Here is a 17,090-nt window from a genome sequence, read left to right as displayed (position 1 = left end):
CATGGCCAGAAGCGCCACGGACGCGCGCGAGGACGAGCGGGCGAGCATCCCGGCTCCGAAGTCTCCGCGAGGACTCGTCGAGATCGACGGCGGAGCGCGGCTGACGCCGATCCAGTGGATCGAGCGGCGGATGCTCTCCCGACCGCTGATCGGCCCGATCGCGGTGCTCGTCTTCGCCCTGATCGTGTTCTCGATCGTCTCGCCCAACTTCGGCACCCTGCAGAACTTCTCGCTGATCCTGCAGCAGGTGCAGGTGATCGCGATGCTCGGCATCGCGCAGACCCTGATCATCCTGACCGCGGGCATCGATCTCTCGGTCGCCGCCGTGATGCTCCTCGCGCAGGTCGTGATGGGCAAGCTGGCGGTCGCCATGGGGCTGCCGCCCGAGCTCGCGCTCGTGCTCGGCATCCTCGTCGGCGTGGCCTGCGGCGCGATCAACGGACTCATCGTCACGAAGCTGAACATCCCGCCGTTCATCGCCACCCTGGGAACGCTGAGCATCTTCTACGCGCTCAACATCTTCCTCTCGGGCGGCGAGAGCGTTCCCTACGCCGACGTGCCGGGGCTGTTCAACTGGCTCGGCACCGGCTTCCAGGTGCTCGGCACGACGTTCACCTTCGGGCAGGTGCTCACCATCCTGATGTTCCTCGTGTTCGCGTACATCCTGCGCAGCACGGCCTGGGGAACCCACATCTACGCGGTCGGCGACAACCTCGAGGCCGCGCGCCTCAGCGGCATCCGGGTCAACCGCGTGCTGATGTCGGTGTACATCGTGGCCGGGCTCATCATCGGCGTCACCGCGTGGCTCCTGATCGGCCGCATCGGCTCGATCTCGCCCACGGCCGGCGCGTCGTACAACCTGGCCTCGATCACGGCCGTCGTCATCGGCGGAACGAGTCTGTTCGGCGGCCGCGGCCGCATCATGGGCACCCTGCTGGGCGCCGTGATCGTGGGCGTCTTCTCGAGCGGGCTCTCGCTCGCCGGGTTCGACAACCTCTGGCAGGAGTTCACCATCGGCATCCTCATCATCGGCGCGGTCGCCGTCGACCAGCGCCTGCGCAAGATCGGACGATGACATGACTACGGAAACGACAGCAGCAGCGGCCGCGGGCGGTGCCGCAGCGGCGTCCGCCCGCTCGCACGAACTCGTGATCGAAGGGCGCAAGCTCGTCAAGCGCTACGGCCACGTGGTCGCGCTCGACGAGACCGACTTCGAGATCCGGCAGGGCGAGGTGCTCGCCGTGATCGGCGACAACGGGGCCGGCAAGTCCTCGCTCATCCAGTGCCTCTCCGGCGCGGTGCAGCCCGACGAGGGCGAGCTCCTCGTCGGCGGCGAGCTCACGACGCTGAAGTCGCCCGTGGAGGCGCGCCGGCTCGGCATCGAGACCGTCTTCCAGAGCCTGGCCGTGTCGCCGGCGCTCGACGTGGCGAGCAACATCTTCCTCGGCCGCGAGCTCCGGCGGGCCGGCATCGCCGGCAGCGTGTTCCGGATGCTCGACAAGAAGAAGATGCGCCAGGAGGCGCTCGGGGCCATGTCCGAGCTCGGCCTCCAGACCCTGCAGAACGTCGGTCAGTCGGTCGAGACCCTCTCCGGCGGCCAGCGTCAGGGCGTCGCCGTGGCCCGCGCGGCCGCGTTCGGTTCGAAGGTCGTCATCCTCGACGAGCCCACCGCCGCGCTCGGCGTCAAGGAGTCTGGCCGGGTGGTGAAGCTCATCAAGGACATCAATGCCCGGGGCATCCCGGTCATCCTGATCAGCCACAACATGCCGCAGATCTTCGAGGTGGCCGACCGCGTGCACATCCAGCGCCTCGGCCGCAGGATCGCCCTGGTCGAGACCTCGCAGATCGACATGGGGGATGCGGTGGCGCTCATGGTGGGCGCGAAGACCCCCGAGCAGCTCGGCCTGGAGACGGCGTCGTGACCACGACGAGCGAGGGGAGCCGGCTGACCACCGCCGACTTCCTCCGGAGCGCGGGAGTGATCCCCGTGGTCGTGGTCTCCTCGGCCGCACAAGCCGTGCTTCTGGCAGACGCGCTCTCCGAAGGCGGTCTGCCGGGCATGGAGGTGACGTTCCGCTCGGATGCCGCGGCTTCCGCCATCCGGGCCGTCGCCGACGAGCGTCCCGGCTTCGTGGTGGGAGCCGGGACGCTCCTCACTCCGAGGTCGGTCGACGCGGCCGTCGAGGCCGGCGCCCACTTCGGGGTCGCCCCCGGCACCACGCCGGAGGTGGTCGCCCGCGCGGCGGAGCACGGCCTCGAGTTCATCCCCGGCGCCGCCACGGCCTCGGAACTCGAGCGTGCGCTGAACCTGGGCGCCGACGTGGTGAAGCTCTTCCCGGCCGAGGTGCTGGGGGGAGTCGCCTTCATCGACGCCCTCGCGGGCCCATATCCGCACGCCCGCTTCATGCCCACCGGCGGCATCCGGGTCGACGACCTGCCCCGCTACCTGCAGCGCTCCTCCGTGCTCGCCTGCGGCGGCACCTGGATCGCACCCCGCGATCTGCTCGACGCCGGCGACTACGCCGAGATCACCCGCCGGGCGGCATCCGCCGTCGACGCGGTCCGAACCATCAGAGAACCATCTGGAAAGGAGCACCACCATGGTGCCTGACTACCTGCCGACCCCCGGCGACGCCCTCACCGGGAAGGTCGCCCTGATCACCGGCGCGGCCTCCGGCATCGGCGAGGCCGTCGCCCGGAGCTACGCCGCGAACGGCGCGAAGGTCGCGATGGTCGACATCGACACCGCGCGACTGGATCAGGTGGCCGCCGACATCGTGGAGCGCGGCGGCGACGTGATCGCGATCACGGGCAACGTCGTCGACGAAGACCAGGTGCGCTCGTTCTTCGCCGAGACGGTGGCGAAGTGGGGCCGTCTCGACCTCGTGGTGAACAGCGCCGGCCGGGACTCGCTGGCGCCGCCGATCACCGAGGTGACGCTCGAAGAGTGGAACAAGACCATCGGCCCCAACCTCACCGGGGTGTTCCTGTGCTGCCGGGAGGCCTTCCTCATCATGGAGACCCAGCCGAGCGGCGGCCGCATCATCAACATGGGCTCGTCGTCGACCAAGGTCGCCTCGGGCCCGGGCCATAGCCCCTACCGCGCCTCCAAGCACGGCATGCTCGGCCTGTCGAAGAACATCCTGATCGAGGGCATGGACAAGAACATCGGCGTGACCGTGCTGAACCCCTCGCACGTGCGCACCCCGATGACCGAGATCATCGACAAGGGCCTCTACGACGGCGACCTGCCCGCCTACACCGACGGCTGGCTCGACGAGAAGGAGATCGCGGAGGGCCTCTCGGCCAGCTGCATCGACGTGTCGAACGTGGCCGAGGCGGCGCTCTACATCGCCACCCGCACCCCCGACGTGACCATTCCCACCTTCTCGCTGTACCCCACGCACAAGGTGCTCCGGTACGGCATGGAGGTCTGAGCGCCGATGAAGGCGGCAGTGCTGCGCGGGGTGCGCGACCTGGTCGTCACCGAGGTGCCGATGCCCGAGCCCGTCGGGGTCGACCCCGTCCTCGTGCGGATCGGCGCCGTCGGGGTGTGCGGTTCGGACGTGCTCCGCTTCGGCGTGGGCAAGGGCTACGGGTTCCCGCTGGTGCTCGGTCACGAGATGTCCGGCACGGTGGTCGCCGACTCGCCGAGCGGAGACTTCTCGGCCGGCGACCGGGTGGCGATCTTCCCGTGCATCCCCGACCCCGCGGATCCGATGACCGAGATCGGCGAGTTCACGCTCGCCGAGCGCTACGACTACTTCGGGTCGCGGCGCGACGGGGGCCTCGAGGAGTACCTGCGGGTGCCGGAGCGCAACCTCGTGCGGCTGCCCGAGGGCGCCTCGCTCATCGCGGGAGCGATGGTGGAGCCGGCCGGGGTGGCGCTGCACGCCGTGCGCAAGGCGGAGATCCCGCCGAACGCCTCGGCCCTCGTGATCGGCGCCGGGCCGATCGGGCTGTTCGCCGCTCAGTGGCTGCGGATCCTCGGGGTGGTGCGCGTGCTCGTCTCCGACGTCGATGCGCGCAAGCGCCAGGTGGCCGAGAAGCTCGGCTTCGAGACCCTCGACGCCACCGCCGGCTCGTCGGACGGCCTCGCCCGCGAGGCGACCGGCGGCCGAGGCGTCGACATCGCGGTGGAGGCCAGCGGGCTCGGCGTCACCTTCCTGCAGGCCGTGCACGCGGCGGCGCATCGGGGGCAGGTCATCCTGCTCGGTGACCTGAGCACCGACGTCGCGCTCCCCAAGGAGACGGTGTCGCGCATCCTGCGCCGCGAGCTGGTGCTGCGCGGAACGTGGAACGCGGTCATCACCCCGCGGGTGGTGAACGACTGGGAGATGGTGGTGGCCTGTCTCGGCCGCATCCTCGACGTCGACGACCTGGTGAGCCACGTCGAGTCGCTCGACGATGCGCCGCTGGTGTTCGAGCGGCTCGCCGATCGGGCGGGCTGGTCGAACAAGACGATCTTCGCGGTGTCGGACGAGGCCTGGGCCGAGCGGGATGCCGCACTGGCGGGATCCCTGTCGGCCGCACTGGCGGCGGAAGCGTCCGCCGAAGCCGCGGCGGATGCCGGCGCCCCCGTGTCCTCCCTCTCCGGAGGTGCACGATGAGAGCTGCGATCTTCCGCAGGCCGGGCGTCATCGAGCTGGGCGACCTCCCCGTCCCGGTTCCCGGCCCGGGCGACCTGCTCGTCAAGGTGCGCGCGGCGAGCGTCTGCGGCACCGACCTGCGCATCAGCAAGCACGGGCACTTCCGCATCCCCGAGGGCACCTCCCGCGTGCTCGGTCACGAGCTCACCGGCGAGGTCGTCGAGGCCGGAGCCGAGGTGCAGGGCTTCGCCGTGGGCGACCGCATCAGCGTGGCACCGAACGTCGGCTGCGGCCGGTGCGCGATGTGCGCCAAAGGCCTCAACCAGCTGTGCCCCGACTACGAGGCCTTCGGCATCACGATGAACGGCGGCTTCGCCGAATACCTCCTCGTGCCGGCGATCGCGCTCGAGCGCGGGAACGTCTTCCCCGTGCCCGACTTCCTGAGCGACGAGGTCGCGGCGATCCTGGAGCCGATGTCGTGCTGCCTGCACGGCCAGCGGGCGATCGGGGTGTCGGCGGCCGACTCGGTGCTGATCATCGGCGCCGGGCCGATCGGATGCTTCCACACGGTGCTCGCGAAGCGGGCCGGCGCCCGCCAGGTGATCGTGGCGAACACGCGGCAGCCGCGGCTCGACATCGCCGGCCGACTCGGGGCCGACGAGCTGATCAACGTCTCGGAGCAGGATCTGCACGAGGAGGTCATGCGTCTCACCGACGGGCAGGGCGTCGACGTGGTGATCACCTGCGTCTCCAAGCCCGAGGTCATCGCCTCGGCCACCGGCCTCGCGGGCCGGCTCGGCCGGATCAATGTCTTCTCCGGACTCGGCGACCAGGCGAGACCCCAGATCGACGTGAACTCGCTGCACTACCGCGAGCAGATCCTCACCGGCACCACCGGATCGAGCGTCACCGATTACGGCGACGTGATCGACATCGTCGCCACCAGCGACATCGACCTGTCGCCCATCATCACCTCCCGGTTCGCGCTCGAGGACATCGCCGCGGCGATGGAGAACTCGCGCTCGGGCCAGGGGATGAAGTCCGTCATCGTCTTCGAGGAGGCCACCCGATGAGCGCCGTGGTGTACACGCCCGACACCCTGGAGCCGGCGACCGAGCCGACCTTCTTCTTCGTGGGGGTGACGACCGGCTCGTCGTCGATCATGGAGGTCTTCCCGAAGTGGGCGGACCACCTCGGCATCCCCCGGCGGATCGTCGGCATCGACGTGCCGCTCGACTCCGCGCCCGAGGTCTACCGCCGGGTGGTCGAGCACCTGCGCGACGACCCCTTCGCACTCGGCGCGCTGGTGACGACCCACAAGCTGAACCTCTTCAAAGCCAGCCGTGACCTGTTCGACGAGATCGGCGAATCGGCGGCTCAGCTCGACGAGATCAGCAGCATCTCCAAGCGGGGCGGACGGCTTCTCGGCCACGCGATGGACGACGTGACGAGCGGTCTGGCCTACGACGAGATCGTGGGCGACGGGCCCGACGAACTGCTGCTGCTCGGCGCCGGCGGCTCGTCGCTCGCGCTCACGCTGCACCTGCACCGCCGCCGACTGGCCGGAAGGCGCGTGCCGGAGCAACTCGTCGTGACCAACCGGCGGCCGGGCCGCCTCGACGAGATGCGGGCCTTCCACGACCGGATCGAGTTCCGCATCCCGACCCGCTACGCGGTCGCGCCCGATCCCCATGACAACGACTCGGTGCTCGCCGAGCTCTCGCCCGGTGCCGTGGTGGTGAACGCCACCGGCCTCGGCAAGGACCGGCCGGGCTCGCCGCTCACCGACGCCGGTCGCTTTCCCGACCGCGCGACGGCGTGGGACTTCAACTACCGCGGCGACCTCGTCTTCCTCGACCAGGCGCGGCGGCAGGCCGAGCGCGGGGTGACGCCCGTCGACGGCTGGTTCTACTTCCTGCACGGCTGGACCCGGGTGATGGCGCAGGTGTTCGACATCGGCATCCCCACCTCCGGGCCCGAGTTCGACGCCCTCTCGCGCATCGCGCGCTCCTGAGCGACGCATCCGCCCGCCCCCCTCCGACTCCCGCCCTCCCGCAATCCCCTCCGACACGAAAGACAGACCGATGACCGCTGCAGTTCCCCTCACCCCCACCACGAAGGCCGTCGCCACCGCCTTCGACCTCGCCACCGGCCTCACCGACGAGCGCCCCTCCCTCAAGCGGCCGCTCTCGGCCATGGCCGGCATGTATGCCGACACCGCCGCCTTCGACGCCGCCGTCGCGGCCGACGACGTGCTCAGCTACGAGTTCTACGACTTCGGGGTGCCCTCGCTCGAGACCGAGGTCGCCTACGGCACGAGCATCACCTACCCCGGCAAGGTGGGCGACGAGTACTTCATGACCAAGGGGCACTTCCACACCCGTCTCGAGAGCGCGGAGATCTACCTCTGCCTCTCCGGTCAGGGGCTGATGCTGATGGAGAGCCCCGAGGGCGACATCCAGGTGGAGGAGTTCCGGCCGGGCCGCTCGGTCTACGTTCCGGGCCGCTACGCCCACCGCAGCGTCAACACCTCGCCCGACGAGCCCTTGATCACCTTCTTCGCCTTCCCCGGCGACGCCGGACACGACTACGGAACCATCGAGACGAAGGGCTTCCGCAAGATCGTCGTCGACCGCGACGGCAGCCCCGAGCTGCTCGACAACCCGCGCTGGGGAAACTGAGGCTCCCGATGCCCGAGCGCATCGTCGTCACACCCCGGTCGGCGCACGGTCATCCCGCCGTCGACCGGCTGCGGGCGGCCGGCTACGAGGTCGTCTTCCCGGCGCCCGGCGCGGTGCCGACCCCCGAGCAGTTGCAGGATGCGCTGGCCGGCAGCGTGGGCTACCTCGCGGGTGTCGAACCCGTGCCCGCCGCACTCCTGCGCGCCGCTCCGCGGCTCCGAGCCATCTCCCGCAACGGCACCGGGGCCGACGCGATCGATCTCGTGACCGCCGAGCAGCTCGGGGTGCGGGTGCTCCGGGCGCCGGCGGCCAACGCCCAGGGGGTGGCCGAACTCACCATCGGACTGATGCTCGCCGCCGCTCGCAGCCTGCCGTTCGCGGCCGCGAGCATCCGTGCGGGCGAATGGGGCCGGCGGGAGGGCGTCGAGCTCTCCGGCCGGCGTCTCGGGCTGGTCGGTGCCGGCCAGATCGGGCGGCGGGTGGCCCGGGTGGCGCTCGCCCTCGGCATGTCGGTGCGCGCGTTCGACGCGTATCCGGATGCCTCCTTCCGGCCCGAGGGCGACTTCGCCTTCGCGCCGCTCGACGAGGTGCTCTCGGGCGCCGACGTGCTGAGCCTGCACGCGCCCCCGGCCGACAAGCCGGTGATCGACGGGCCGGCGCTCGCCGCGCTGCCGGCCGGGGCGATCCTGGTGAACACGGCGCGCGCCTCACTCGTCGACGAGGCCGCGGTGCTCGCCGCACTCGACGCAGGCCGCCTCCGGGCCTACGCGACCGATGTCTACGCCGTGGAGCCTCCGGGCGTCACCGCGCTCACCGCGCATCCGGCCGTCATCGGCACGGCGCACATCGGGGGGTACACGCGAGAGAGCATCGAACGCGCGCTCTCCGCCGCGGTCGACAATCTGATCGACGCTTTAGACTCTGACCGTGAGCGATCAGGCGATGACTGACAACATCCTGCACCAGATCTCGCGGCGGGCGGGCTCGCTGAGCCCTGCGCTGCGCGGTGTCGCGGATGTGATCCTCACCAACCCCGAAGAAGCCCAGGCGCTCTCCATCACCGAATTGGCCGGGCGGGCCGGGGTCGCCGACTCCACGGTCTCGCGCTTCCTGCGCGAACTCGACCTCGACGGCTACAACCAGCTCCGCCTCGGCATCGCCCAGGCGATCTACTCGCGGCCGGCCGCCGCGGCCGAGCCCAAGGCCAACTGGGTCTACGAGGGCGTGCTCAAGGGCGACAGCCAGGCGAACATCCTCGAGAAGGTGCTGCACGGCAGCTTCGAGTCGCTCACGCGCACGGCCGAGCGGCTCGACCCCGAGGTGATGGCCGAGACGGTGGAGCGCATCCACTCGGCCAACTCGGTCTACTTCGCCTCGATGGGGTCGTCGTCGACGGCCGCCGAGAGCGCCACGATGCGCTTCGTGCGCGCCGGGGTGCGGTGCCACTTCTTCCGCGACCAGAGCGTGCAGTCGATGGGCAGCGCGACCCTCGGGGCCAATGACGTGCTGATCGCCATCAGCGACTCGGGCGACTCGACCTCGGTGGTCTCGTCGGCGCAGATCGCGAAGTTCCACGGCGCCCACACGGTGGGCATCACCTCGAACGTCGACTCGGCTCTCGCCTCGGTCGTCGACCGCGTGCTGCTGACCGCCGGCACGGTGGCGAGCTCCGACGTCTACGGCGAGTCGGTGACGGCCAAGTGGGGGCAGCTGCTGGCCATCGACGTGCTCTACGCGACCTACGCCACGAAGTACTACGAGGAGACGGCCGACTACCTCCAGGAGAGCTACCTCTCGGCCATCAAGCCCACCCGGGTGAGCGGCTCGCGCGCCTAGCGCCTAGCGCCCCGGCGCCCTGGCGGACACCGCTCCGGCACCCGTCGGCCGGGCGTCAGCAGTGGCCGTAGACGTGGTCCTGCGCACCGGACGGCGCCAAGCCGCGGTCGCGCAGGATGATCGCTGCGGGCCTCGTCGGATCGGCGCAGACCTCGGCCCAGGTTCCGTCGAGCTGTCCGTCGTACGGACCGGGGCGGCATCTGCCTGACTCCACCGGGTGGGCAGGGAGTCAGTGGTCGAGCCAGTCCAGGGTGCGGGAGACGGCCTTCGTCCAGCCGGCGTAGAGGCGCTCGCGGGTCTCCTCGTCCATCTGAGGCTCGAAGCTGCGCTCGATGTCGATCGACTCGCGCAGCTCGTCCTGTGACGACCAGAAGTCCACCGCGAGCCCGGCCAGGAAGGCCGCACCGCGGGCGGTCGACTCGGTCACCCGAGGGCGGCGCACCGGCACGCCGAGCTGGTCGGCCTGGAACTGCAGGTGGAAGTCGTTCGCGACCGCTCCGCCGTCGACCCGCAGCTCGGGCAGCGGTGTTCCTGACTCGGCGGTCATCGCGTCGATCACGTCGCGATAGGAGTAGCTCATCGACTCGATGGCCGCGCGCACGAGCTGGGCACGGCCCGTGCCGGGGGTGATGCCGAACAGGCTGGCGCGGGCGTACTGGTCCCAGTAGGGGGAGGCCAGACCGGTGAAGGCCGGCACCAGGTAGACGCCGCCCGTGTCGGGCACCGAGGCGGCGATGGCGGCGGTCTCGTCGACGCTGTCGATCACCCGCAGCTCGTCGCGCAGCCACTTGATGGTCACGCCGACGCCGAAGAACACGCCCTCCAGCGCATACTCCACCCGCCCGTCGAGCCCCCACGCGATCGTGGTGATCAGGCCCGCCTTCGACTCGACGAGCGTGGTGCCGGTGTTCATCATCACCGAGCCGCCGGTGCCGTAGGTCGCCTTGACCGACCCCGGCGTGAAGCACGCCTGGCCGAACAGGGCTCCCTGCTGGTCGCCCGTGGCCGACGCCACCGGGATCGCCGCACCGAAGCCGGCCGCCGCCCCCGTGAGCCCGTAGACCTCGCTCGACGGGCGCACCTCGGGGAGGATGCCGACGGGGATGTCGAGCAGTTCGAGGATGGTCTCGTCCCACTGCAGGGTGCGGATGTTGAAGCACATCGTGCGCGAGGCGTTCGAGTAGTCGGTGACGTGCGCCGCGCCATCCGTCAGCTTCCAGATCAGCCAGGAGTCGATGGTGCCGGCGAGCAGCTCGCCCGCCTCGGCCCGCGCGCGGGCGCCGGGCACGTTGTCGAGCAGCCACTTGATCTTGGTGCCCGAGAAGTAGGTGTCGATCGGCAGCCCGGTGGCGTGGCGCACGAGTTCGGTGTGGCCGAGCGAGCGCAGCTCGTCGCAGAAGCCGGCCGTGCGGCCGTCCTGCCACACCAGCGCGTTGTGCAGCGGCTCGCCGGTGGCCTTGTCCCAGAGCACGCAGGTCTCGCGCTGGTTGGTGATGCCGATGGCGGCGACCGCGCCGGCCTCGACGCCGGACTCCTCGAGCACCCGCAGCGCCACGCGCCGCTGCGACTCCCAGATGTCGAGGGCGTCGTGCTCCACCCACCCCGGCGCGGGGTAGTGCTGCTCGAACTCCTCCTGCGCGATGTGCTCCACTGAGCCGTCGTGCCGGAAGAGGATGGCGCGGACGCTTCCGGTCCCCGCGTCGAGCGCCATCACATGAGTCTTGGTCATCGTCGAACCGCATCCACTTCATCGTGTTTGTTGACGGGCTTCCCGCCCCTCACTAGAGTGACCGAAGTTTATTCCGAACGCAACTCGTAAAGAGAAAAAATTACTGAAACGGGAGTCTCCGCATGCGCGCCGCCGTCCTCCACTCGCCGAACGAACCCCTCACGATCGAACAGATCGACACCCCGGCGGTGCTCGAGCCGCACGAGGTGCGGGTGGCGACGGCGGCCGTGGGCATCTGCCACTCCGACCTCCATGTCGTCGACGGCCGCGTCGCACGGCCGATGCCGATCGTACTCGGGCACGAGGCATCCGGAATCGTGACGGAGGTGGGCTCCGCCGTCGACGACGTCGTGCCCGGCGACCATGTGGTGGCCTGCTTCGTGGTGTTCTGCGGGGAGTGCCGGATGTGCCTCTCGGGCCGCCCGGCCATGTGCCAGAACCGCGAGGCCACGATGCGCGCTTCGGATGTGGAACCCCGCCTGTCGCAGGGTGGCCGCGAGGTGCACCAGTGGACCAACATCGCCGGCTTCGCCGAGGAGATGGTGCTGCATCGCAACGCCGTCACCGTGATCGACGACCGCATGCCGCTCGACCTCGCGGCCATGCTCGGCTGCGCCGTGGCCACCGGAGTGGGTTCGGCGCGCAAGGTCGCCGCGGTCGCGCCCGGCGACCACGTCGTGGTGATCGGCGCCGGCGGCGTCGGCCTCAACGTCTGCCAGGGCGCGGCGGCGGCGGGCGCGGCGACCGTCATCGCGCTCGACCGCAGCGACGAGCGGCTCGCGCTCGCCGCCGAGCGCTTCGGCGCCACCCACGTGGTCAACACGGCAGCCGTCGCCGACCCCGCCGCGCTGATCCGCGAGCTGACCGACGGCGGTGCCGACCACGTGTTCGAGGCCGTCGGCATCCCGGCCCTGATCGGGCTCGCGCTCGACGCGACCGCGCGCGGAGGATCGGTCTGGGCGGTCGGGGTGTTCGGCGACACCGCCGAGATCGCATTCCCGGCGGGGCAGCTGCACTCGGGCAAGGGAGTGCACGGCGTGCGCGCCGGGTCGCTCGAGCCGCAGCGCGACCTGCCCGCTCTGGTGGAGGACTACCTCGCCGGCCGGCTCGAGCTCGAGGCCCTGGCCGGCCGGCGCATCCGTCTCGACGAGATCAACGACGGCATCGCCGACCTGGTGGCCGGCGTGGGTGCCCGCACGCTCGTCGTCTTCTGACGCGCCACCGTGACGAGGCGGCGCGGAGATCGGTCGTCAGCCGATGCCTGGTCGTCAGCCGATGGAGTAGCCGCCGTCGACGTTGAGGATGGTGCCCGTGACGTAGGAGGCGTCGTCGGAGACGAGGAAGCCGATGGCGCGGGCCACGTCGTCGGCGGCCCCCCAGCGGCCGAGCGGGATGCGCGCGGTGATGCGGGCGTAGCGCTCCTCGTCGTCGCGGGCACGGCGTGACATCGGCGTGGCGATCCAGCCCGGCGCGACCGCGTTCACCCGGATGCCCTCCTCGGCGTAGGCGACCGCCTGGGAACGGGTCAGCGCCACGATCGCCCCCTTCGAGGCGGCGTAGGCCGGCGAGTTGAGCGAGCCGAAATAGCTCCACATCGACGCGAAGTTGACCACCGAGCCCCCGGCCTCGGCGAGCCGCGGTCGGAGCAGTTCGGCGACGGCGAGCACGCCGGTGACGTTGATGCCGAGCACCCGGTCGAAGCTCGCGGGGATCCATTCGTCGTCGCGCAGCACCGCCGCGCAGGTCACGAGCGCGCTCACCGGCCCGAGGTCGGCCAGCGCCTCGGTGAGGGCGGTGTCGTCGCTGACGTCGCAGCGGCGGAACGAGATCGACGCGGGCAGGTCGGCATCCGCGTCGAGCCCGATGGCGCGGATGCTCCAGCCGCGGCCGGCGAGCAGCTCGGCGACCGCGCGGCCGATCCCGGTGCCCCCGCCGGTGATGACGGCGAGGGGAGGAGTGGTGAAAGTGGGCATGGGGCGACTCCGTTCTGCGATCCCGTCGTTGGGATCGAAATATCTTCCGACGGTAGCTTGACGACGGGCGAAATTTCAATAACGATGGAGAAATGCCTTCTGCAACGACGCTCCTGCCCGATCGGCCCCTCGCCGACGAGGCCTTCCTGGCCGACCGCGCCGAATTCGTGCGCACCGAGGCGATCCGCCTCATCGAGCTGGCCAAGGTGGGCCACTACAGCTCGGTCTTCTCGGCCGCCGAGATCTTCTCCGCGCTCTACTACGGCGTGATGCGCACGGATGCGAGCCGCCCCGACTGGCCCGAGCGCGACCGCTTCCTGATGGGCAAGGGCCACGCCGCGGTCGGTCTGTTCCCGGTGCTCTCCGACCTCGGCTACTTCCCGGCCGAGGTGCTGAACGGCTACACCCGGCTCGGCAGCCCGCTCGGCGACCACCCCGACATGACGAAGGTGCCCGGCATCGACTTCAGCTCCGGCTCGATCGGGCACGCTCTCTCGAACGGACTCGGCATGGCCCTCGGTGGCCGGATGTCGGCGCGCGAGTTCAGCGTGTTCGTGATGCTCGGCGACGGCGAGATGCAGGAGGGCCAGGTGTGGGAGGCGGCTCTGGCCGGAGCCCACCACCGGCTCGGCAAGCTCGTGGCGATCGTCGACCGCAACGGCTTCCAGCTCGACGGCAGTGTCGACGACGTCATCGGCATCGAACCGCTCGCCGACAAGTGGCGGGCCTTCGGCTGGGACGTGCACGAGGTCGACGGCCACGACGCCGGCGCCGTGCGCGACCTGCTCCGGCAGCTCGCCGAGCGGCCGGTCGACGCCGCGCCGAGCTGCGTGATCGCCCACACCCTCAAGGGCAAGGGCGTCGCCTACATGGAGGAGGAGCCGGGGTGGCATCTCGGCTACCTGGTGCCGGCCGATGCCGAGGCCGCGATCGCCGAGATCCGCGCGGGGTCCCGCGCATGAGCGCCGCGACCGCCGCAAGCGCTGCGACCGTCACGCTGGCCGAGGGCTCCTGGCAGTACCGCGGGCTGAACGCCCAGAACCCGGGACTCGACCACCTCTCCGACGGACTCCTCGACCTCGTCGAAGCCGGGGTGCCGGTGGTGGCCGGAACCGCCGATCTGCAGTACTCGAACGGGCTGGTGAAGTTCGCCCAGCGGCATCCGGACCGCTTCGTGCAGTTCGGCATCTCGGAGCAGAACATGGTGTCGGCGGCGGCCGGACTCGCCACCACCGGGGCCTCGCCGTTCGTGGCGACCTTCGCCTCGTTCCTGGCGCTGCTGTGCTGCGAGCAGATCCGCATGGATGTCGCCTACACCAAACTGCCCGTGCGGCTCATCGGCCACCACACCGGCATCGCGCTCGGCTTCTACGGCACCAGCCACCACGCCACCGAGGACATCTCGGTGATGCGGGCGATCGCGGGACTGACCGTGGTGTCGCCCGCCGACGGTCCCCAGCTGCGCGCCGCCATCCGCGCGTCGGCGGCGTGGCCCGAGCCGATCTACTTCCGAACCAGCCGCGGACGGGACCCGCAGGTCTACGCCGACGACGTGGTGTTCGAGTTCGGCAAGGGCATCGAGCACTCGACCGGAACCGATCTGACGATCATCGCGTGCGGCACTCAGGTGCACCCGGCCCTCCGCGCGGCCGAGGTGCTGCGCAGGGAGGGGTACTCGGTGGGCGTCATCGACATGGCGACCATCAAGCCGCTCGACGTCGAGCTCGTGCGGGCGGCGGCCGATCGCAGCTCGGTCGTGCTCACCGTCGAGGAGCACAACGTGCTCGGCGGGCTCGGCGCCGCCGTCGCCGAGGTGATGGCGGAGTCACCGTCACGCGCCCGGCTGGTGCGCCACGGCATCCACGACGAATACAGCCTCATCGCCCCGCCCACGCACCTCTACGCGCACTACCGCCTCGACGCCCCGGGCATCGCGGCCGTCGTACGGGAGACCTTCGCGTGAGCGCCCCGGCTCTGCCGGGTCACTGGCACGCGGCCGCCGGGCCCGTCGAACCCGGCGAGGCGGTGATCTTCGATCTCGACGGCGTGCTGGCCGACGCTCTGCACCGCCAGCACTTCCTGCACCAGGAGGAGCCCGACTGGCCGGGCTTCTACCGCGACGTCGACGCCGACGGCGTGATCGAGGCCGGCCGCGCGCTGGCGGCGGCCATGCGCGACGACGTGCGCATCGTCATCCTCACCGGCCGTATCGACGAGGTGGCCGCGGCCACGCGCGAGTGGCTCGTCGAGAACGGCATGCGCTGGGATCTGCTGGTCTGCCGCCCGCCGCACGAGGACGACTCGTCGCGGCACGCGATCGACTACAAGCGCGAAGAGGTCGCGCGCCTGCGAGAGTGGGGGATCGACCCGGTGCTCGCCATCGACGACAACCGCAAGATCGTCGAGATGTACGCCGAGTTTGACATCCCGAGCGTGTACTTCCCGAGCGGGTATTACGACAGCTCRYCSSGCTMMGACSRSSRCGKYKSRGRSGAWYRCGGAGRGCCGCTCGAACGCCGGGGCGTCGATCTCGACCCCGTGCACGACGCTGACGACGTGCGTCCAGGAGTACACGAAGTAGTCCCAGCCGTCGACGACCGTGAGCCCCCGAGCGGATGCCTGCTGCGCGGCCTGCTCGAGAAAGGGGCGCTCGCCGCGGTAGTTCATGTCCCACGCGATCGAGTCCCGGGGGTAGACGACGGCGTCGGTGAGCGGCGACCCGGGCCGGTCCTTGCCCATGCCGGTGGCGTTGACCACCATCGAGTGCGGCGGGAGATCGGCGACCACGGCATCCGCTTCGCCGGCGCTCCCCGTGACGACGGGGACGACGGGGATGTCGAAGCCGAGACGGCGGTGCACCTCGGCGAGCTCCTCGAGGCGGTGGGGCGAACGGGCGGTCACCCGGATGCGGCCGGGCACGTCGAGCCCGGCCGCCGCGGCGCGATGGAGGCCGAGGGTGGTGGCGATCGAGGCTCCACCGGCGCCCAGCAGCAGCAGTTCGCCACCCTGCTGCCAGAACCCCGCCGGGGTCAGCGCCTCGAGGGCGAGTCGGCTCGTGCGGTCGTCGAGGGCGGCGCCGAGCAGGCGGCCGTCGCTCTTGTGGATGCAGCTGACCTCGCGCAGCAGGGTTGCCGACTCGTCGAGCCCGTCGAAGAGCTCCGAGGCGGCGGCGAGCACGTTGAGCTTGTGGGTCGTGATGAGGGCGCCGACCGAGTGGGGGTCGTGCTTGATGCGCGCGACCGCGGCGCGATAGTCGGCGGGGGGTGCCCCGAGCGGGAAGTCGATGCCCTGCAAGGCGGAGTCGATGCCGAGCTCCTCCATCCACAAGGGGTAGATCTGCTGCATCGCCGACTGCCCGGTGGTGACGCCGAAGAACCAGAAGGTCGAGGTCACGCGGCCACCTCCTTCAGGCGGAACGGCACGCCGAGGGCGGGCACGAGCCAGGCGAGGTCGTCGACGGCGCCGAGCCGGCTCCGCAGCTCGTCGGGGTCGGCGCTGTTGAACTCGAACAAACCCCAGTGATGGCACACCAGGGAGGGGATGCCGGCGGCGCGGCAGAGCGCGACGGCCTCCTCGAGCTCGAAGTTGCCGGGCACGCCGTGCCCGACCCGGTGTTCGTCGCGCCCGTTCACCGGGAGCAGCGCCACGTCGACGTCGAGCGAGCGGATGATCTCCTCCTGCCCCTCGTAGGGTGCGCAGTCGCCCGAGTGGTAGATCCGCACCCCGCCGATGTCGATGACGTAGCCCAGGAAGAGGTTCTGGCCGTGGCCGTCGAGGCTGATCTGCTCGTGGGCCGCCGGCACGGCGCTCACGGTGATCCCGCCGGCGCCGAAGAGCTCGCCCGCATCCAGGCCGAGCAGCCGCGACGCCGGGATGCCGCGCGCGACGCCCTTCACGGCCTCGGAGCGCGGCACGACGAACAGCGGGTCGCTCGAGCTCTGCAGGTAGGGGATGGCCCCGAGGTCCATGTGGTCGGTGTGGCCGTGGGTGCAGAGCACGAGGTCGAGCCCCACGACATCGGAGGGGTGCACGGGCGAGGGGTGCAGCCGGGTGTGCGGGAAGATCTTTCCGCGGTACTTGTCGGCGAGCACGTCGCTCAGGTAGGGGTCGACGAAGAGCAGCTCGTCACGGTAGCGGATGGCGAAGCCGGCCTGCCCCAGCCACCAGGCCACGACGTCGTCCTCCCATCCCGGCGGGGCCGGGAAGGCGGGATCGAGGGGCAGGTCGGCGTGCGTCATCACAGGCTCCTTCGCAAGAATTTCTTTCATGCTACCCATGACAG

16 protein-coding genes and 1 pseudogene are annotated in these 17,090 nt (G+C 70.7%); 13 read left to right on the top strand and 4 right to left on the bottom strand.

Going from position 1 to position 17,090, the window contains the following annotated elements; all coding sequences use genetic code 11:
• The first annotated feature begins 1 nt into the window (after window position 1).
• The 10 genes from VD659_RS06770 (at window position 2) to VD659_RS06725 (ending at window position 9,106) form a co-directional block, all read left to right on the top strand.
• The gene (locus VD659_RS06770; protein WP_423260365.1) at window positions 2–1,075 is read left to right on the top strand and encodes an ABC transporter permease; all 1,074 of its coding nucleotides are present in this window, start codon (window positions 2–4) and stop codon (window positions 1,073–1,075) included.
• A gap of 1 nt (window position 1,076) precedes the next feature.
• Window positions 1,077–1,922: an ATP-binding cassette domain-containing protein gene (locus tag VD659_RS06765; protein WP_423260364.1), complete on the top strand. Its 846-nt coding sequence runs from the start codon at window positions 1,077–1,079 to the stop codon at window positions 1,920–1,922.
• Window positions 1,919–2,611 (top strand): bifunctional 4-hydroxy-2-oxoglutarate aldolase/2-dehydro-3-deoxy-phosphogluconate aldolase, encoded by a 693-nt coding sequence (gene eda / locus VD659_RS06760; RefSeq protein ID WP_423260363.1) that lies wholly within the window; start codon window positions 1,919–1,921, stop codon window positions 2,609–2,611. Before VD659_RS06765 ends, eda begins: the two co-directional genes overlap by 4 nt.
• The gene (locus VD659_RS06755) at window positions 2,601–3,437 is read left to right on the top strand and encodes an SDR family oxidoreductase (RefSeq protein WP_423260362.1); all 837 of its coding nucleotides are present in this window, start codon (window positions 2,601–2,603) and stop codon (window positions 3,435–3,437) included. Before eda ends, VD659_RS06755 begins: the two co-directional genes overlap by 11 nt.
• 6 nt (window positions 3,438–3,443) lie before the next feature.
• Window positions 3,444–4,610, top strand: a complete 1,167-nt coding sequence (locus VD659_RS06750; protein ID WP_423260361.1) for a galactitol-1-phosphate 5-dehydrogenase — start codon at window positions 3,444–3,446, stop codon at window positions 4,608–4,610.
• Window positions 4,607–5,662 (top strand): zinc-dependent dehydrogenase, encoded by a 1,056-nt coding sequence (locus VD659_RS06745; RefSeq protein ID WP_423260360.1) that lies wholly within the window; start codon window positions 4,607–4,609, stop codon window positions 5,660–5,662. Before VD659_RS06750 ends, VD659_RS06745 begins: the two co-directional genes overlap by 4 nt.
• Window positions 5,659–6,603: a shikimate dehydrogenase family protein gene (locus tag VD659_RS06740; protein WP_423260359.1), complete on the top strand. Its 945-nt coding sequence runs from the start codon at window positions 5,659–5,661 to the stop codon at window positions 6,601–6,603. Before VD659_RS06745 ends, VD659_RS06740 begins: the two co-directional genes overlap by 4 nt.
• Window positions 6,604–6,673: 70 nt before the next feature.
• A complete protein-coding gene (locus tag VD659_RS06735; RefSeq protein ID WP_423260358.1) occupies window positions 6,674–7,270 on the top strand; it encodes a glucose-6-phosphate isomerase family protein in 597 nt (198 codons plus the stop codon).
• Between the two features lie 8 nt (window positions 7,271–7,278).
• Window positions 7,279–8,220, top strand: a complete 942-nt coding sequence (locus VD659_RS06730; protein ID WP_423260357.1) for a phosphoglycerate dehydrogenase — start codon at window positions 7,279–7,281, stop codon at window positions 8,218–8,220.
• Window positions 8,213–9,106 (top strand): MurR/RpiR family transcriptional regulator, encoded by an 894-nt coding sequence (locus VD659_RS06725; RefSeq protein WP_423260356.1) that lies wholly within the window; start codon window positions 8,213–8,215, stop codon window positions 9,104–9,106. Before VD659_RS06730 ends, VD659_RS06725 begins: the two co-directional genes overlap by 8 nt.
• Window positions 9,107–9,335: 229 nt before the next feature.
• Here the strand turns inward: VD659_RS06725 and glpK are convergent, their stop codons facing one another.
• Window positions 9,336–10,835 carry a glycerol kinase GlpK gene (gene glpK, locus VD659_RS06720; protein ID WP_423260355.1) on the bottom strand — a complete coding sequence of 500 codons (1,500 nt, stop codon included), beginning with the start codon at window positions 10,833–10,835 and terminating at the stop codon, window positions 9,336–9,338.
• Between the two features lie 122 nt (window positions 10,836–10,957).
• Here glpK and VD659_RS06715 point away from each other — a divergent pair, with 122 nt between their 5' ends.
• Window positions 10,958–12,049 (top strand): zinc-binding dehydrogenase, encoded by a 1,092-nt coding sequence (locus VD659_RS06715; RefSeq protein WP_423260354.1) that lies wholly within the window; start codon window positions 10,958–10,960, stop codon window positions 12,047–12,049.
• A gap of 54 nt (window positions 12,050–12,103) precedes the next feature.
• Here VD659_RS06715 and VD659_RS06710 read toward each other — a convergent pair whose 3' ends face one another.
• A complete protein-coding gene (locus VD659_RS06710; protein WP_423260353.1) occupies window positions 12,104–12,808 on the bottom strand; it encodes an SDR family NAD(P)-dependent oxidoreductase in 705 nt (234 codons plus the stop codon).
• A gap of 92 nt (window positions 12,809–12,900) precedes the next feature.
• On the opposite strand from VD659_RS06710, the gene VD659_RS06705 reads away from it, so the two are divergent.
• Together VD659_RS06705 and VD659_RS06700 are read left to right on the top strand one after the other, a co-directional pair.
• Window positions 12,901–13,770, top strand: coding sequence for a transketolase (locus tag VD659_RS06705; RefSeq protein WP_423260352.1), 870 nt, complete (start codon window positions 12,901–12,903; stop codon window positions 13,768–13,770).
• A complete protein-coding gene (locus VD659_RS06700) occupies window positions 13,767–14,771 on the top strand; it encodes a transketolase family protein (RefSeq protein ID WP_423260351.1) in 1,005 nt (334 codons plus the stop codon). Before VD659_RS06705 ends, VD659_RS06700 begins: the two co-directional genes overlap by 4 nt.
• Here the strand turns inward: VD659_RS06700 and VD659_RS06695 are convergent.
• A pseudogene (locus tag VD659_RS06695) lies at window positions 14,717–16,201 on the bottom strand (shikimate dehydrogenase family protein). The gene VD659_RS06700 and the pseudogene VD659_RS06695 sit on opposite strands and share 55 nt — an antisense overlap.
• A complete protein-coding gene (locus tag VD659_RS06690) occupies window positions 16,198–17,046 on the bottom strand; it encodes an MBL fold metallo-hydrolase (protein ID WP_423260350.1) in 849 nt (282 codons plus the stop codon). The pseudogene VD659_RS06695 and the gene VD659_RS06690 overlap by 4 nt, the downstream one beginning before the upstream one ends.
• Between the last annotated feature and the right edge of the window lie 44 nt (window positions 17,047–17,090).

The organism is Herbiconiux sp. 11R-BC (assembly GCF_049472555.1).
Classification (GTDB): Bacteria; Actinomycetota; Actinomycetes; order Actinomycetales; family Microbacteriaceae; genus Herbiconiux.
The sequence above is the reverse complement of the archived record's forward strand: the minus strand, read 5'-3'. Positions and strand labels throughout refer to the sequence as shown.

Coding starts and splice junctions, on each gene's coding strand:
- VD659_RS06770 (WP_423260365.1), top strand. CDS start 2: ATGGCCAGAAGCGCCACGGACGCGCGCGAGGACGAGCGGGCGAGCATC.
- VD659_RS06765 (WP_423260364.1), top strand. CDS start 1,077: ATGACTACGGAAACGACAGCAGCAGCGGCCGCGGGCGGTGCCGCAGCG.
- VD659_RS06755 (WP_423260362.1), top strand. CDS start 2,601: ATGGTGCCTGACTACCTGCCGACCCCCGGCGACGCCCTCACCGGGAAG.
- VD659_RS06750 (WP_423260361.1), top strand. CDS start 3,444: ATGAAGGCGGCAGTGCTGCGCGGGGTGCGCGACCTGGTCGTCACCGAG.
- VD659_RS06745 (WP_423260360.1), top strand. CDS start 4,607: ATGAGAGCTGCGATCTTCCGCAGGCCGGGCGTCATCGAGCTGGGCGAC.
- VD659_RS06740 (WP_423260359.1), top strand. CDS start 5,659: ATGAGCGCCGTGGTGTACACGCCCGACACCCTGGAGCCGGCGACCGAG.
- VD659_RS06735 (WP_423260358.1), top strand. CDS start 6,674: ATGACCGCTGCAGTTCCCCTCACCCCCACCACGAAGGCCGTCGCCACC.
- VD659_RS06730 (WP_423260357.1), top strand. CDS start 7,279: ATGCCCGAGCGCATCGTCGTCACACCCCGGTCGGCGCACGGTCATCCC.
- VD659_RS06725 (WP_423260356.1), top strand. CDS start 8,213: ATGACTGACAACATCCTGCACCAGATCTCGCGGCGGGCGGGCTCGCTG.
- glpK (WP_423260355.1), bottom strand. CDS start 10,835: ATGACCAAGACTCATGTGATGGCGCTCGACGCGGGGACCGGAAGCGTC.
- VD659_RS06715 (WP_423260354.1), top strand. CDS start 10,958: ATGCGCGCCGCCGTCCTCCACTCGCCGAACGAACCCCTCACGATCGAA.
- VD659_RS06710 (WP_423260353.1), bottom strand. CDS start 12,808: ATGCCCACTTTCACCACTCCTCCCCTCGCCGTCATCACCGGCGGGGGC.
- VD659_RS06705 (WP_423260352.1), top strand. CDS start 12,901: ATGCCTTCTGCAACGACGCTCCTGCCCGATCGGCCCCTCGCCGACGAG.
- VD659_RS06700 (WP_423260351.1), top strand. CDS start 13,767: ATGAGCGCCGCGACCGCCGCAAGCGCTGCGACCGTCACGCTGGCCGAG.
- VD659_RS06690 (WP_423260350.1), bottom strand. CDS start 17,046: ATGACGCACGCCGACCTGCCCCTCGATCCCGCCTTCCCGGCCCCGCCG.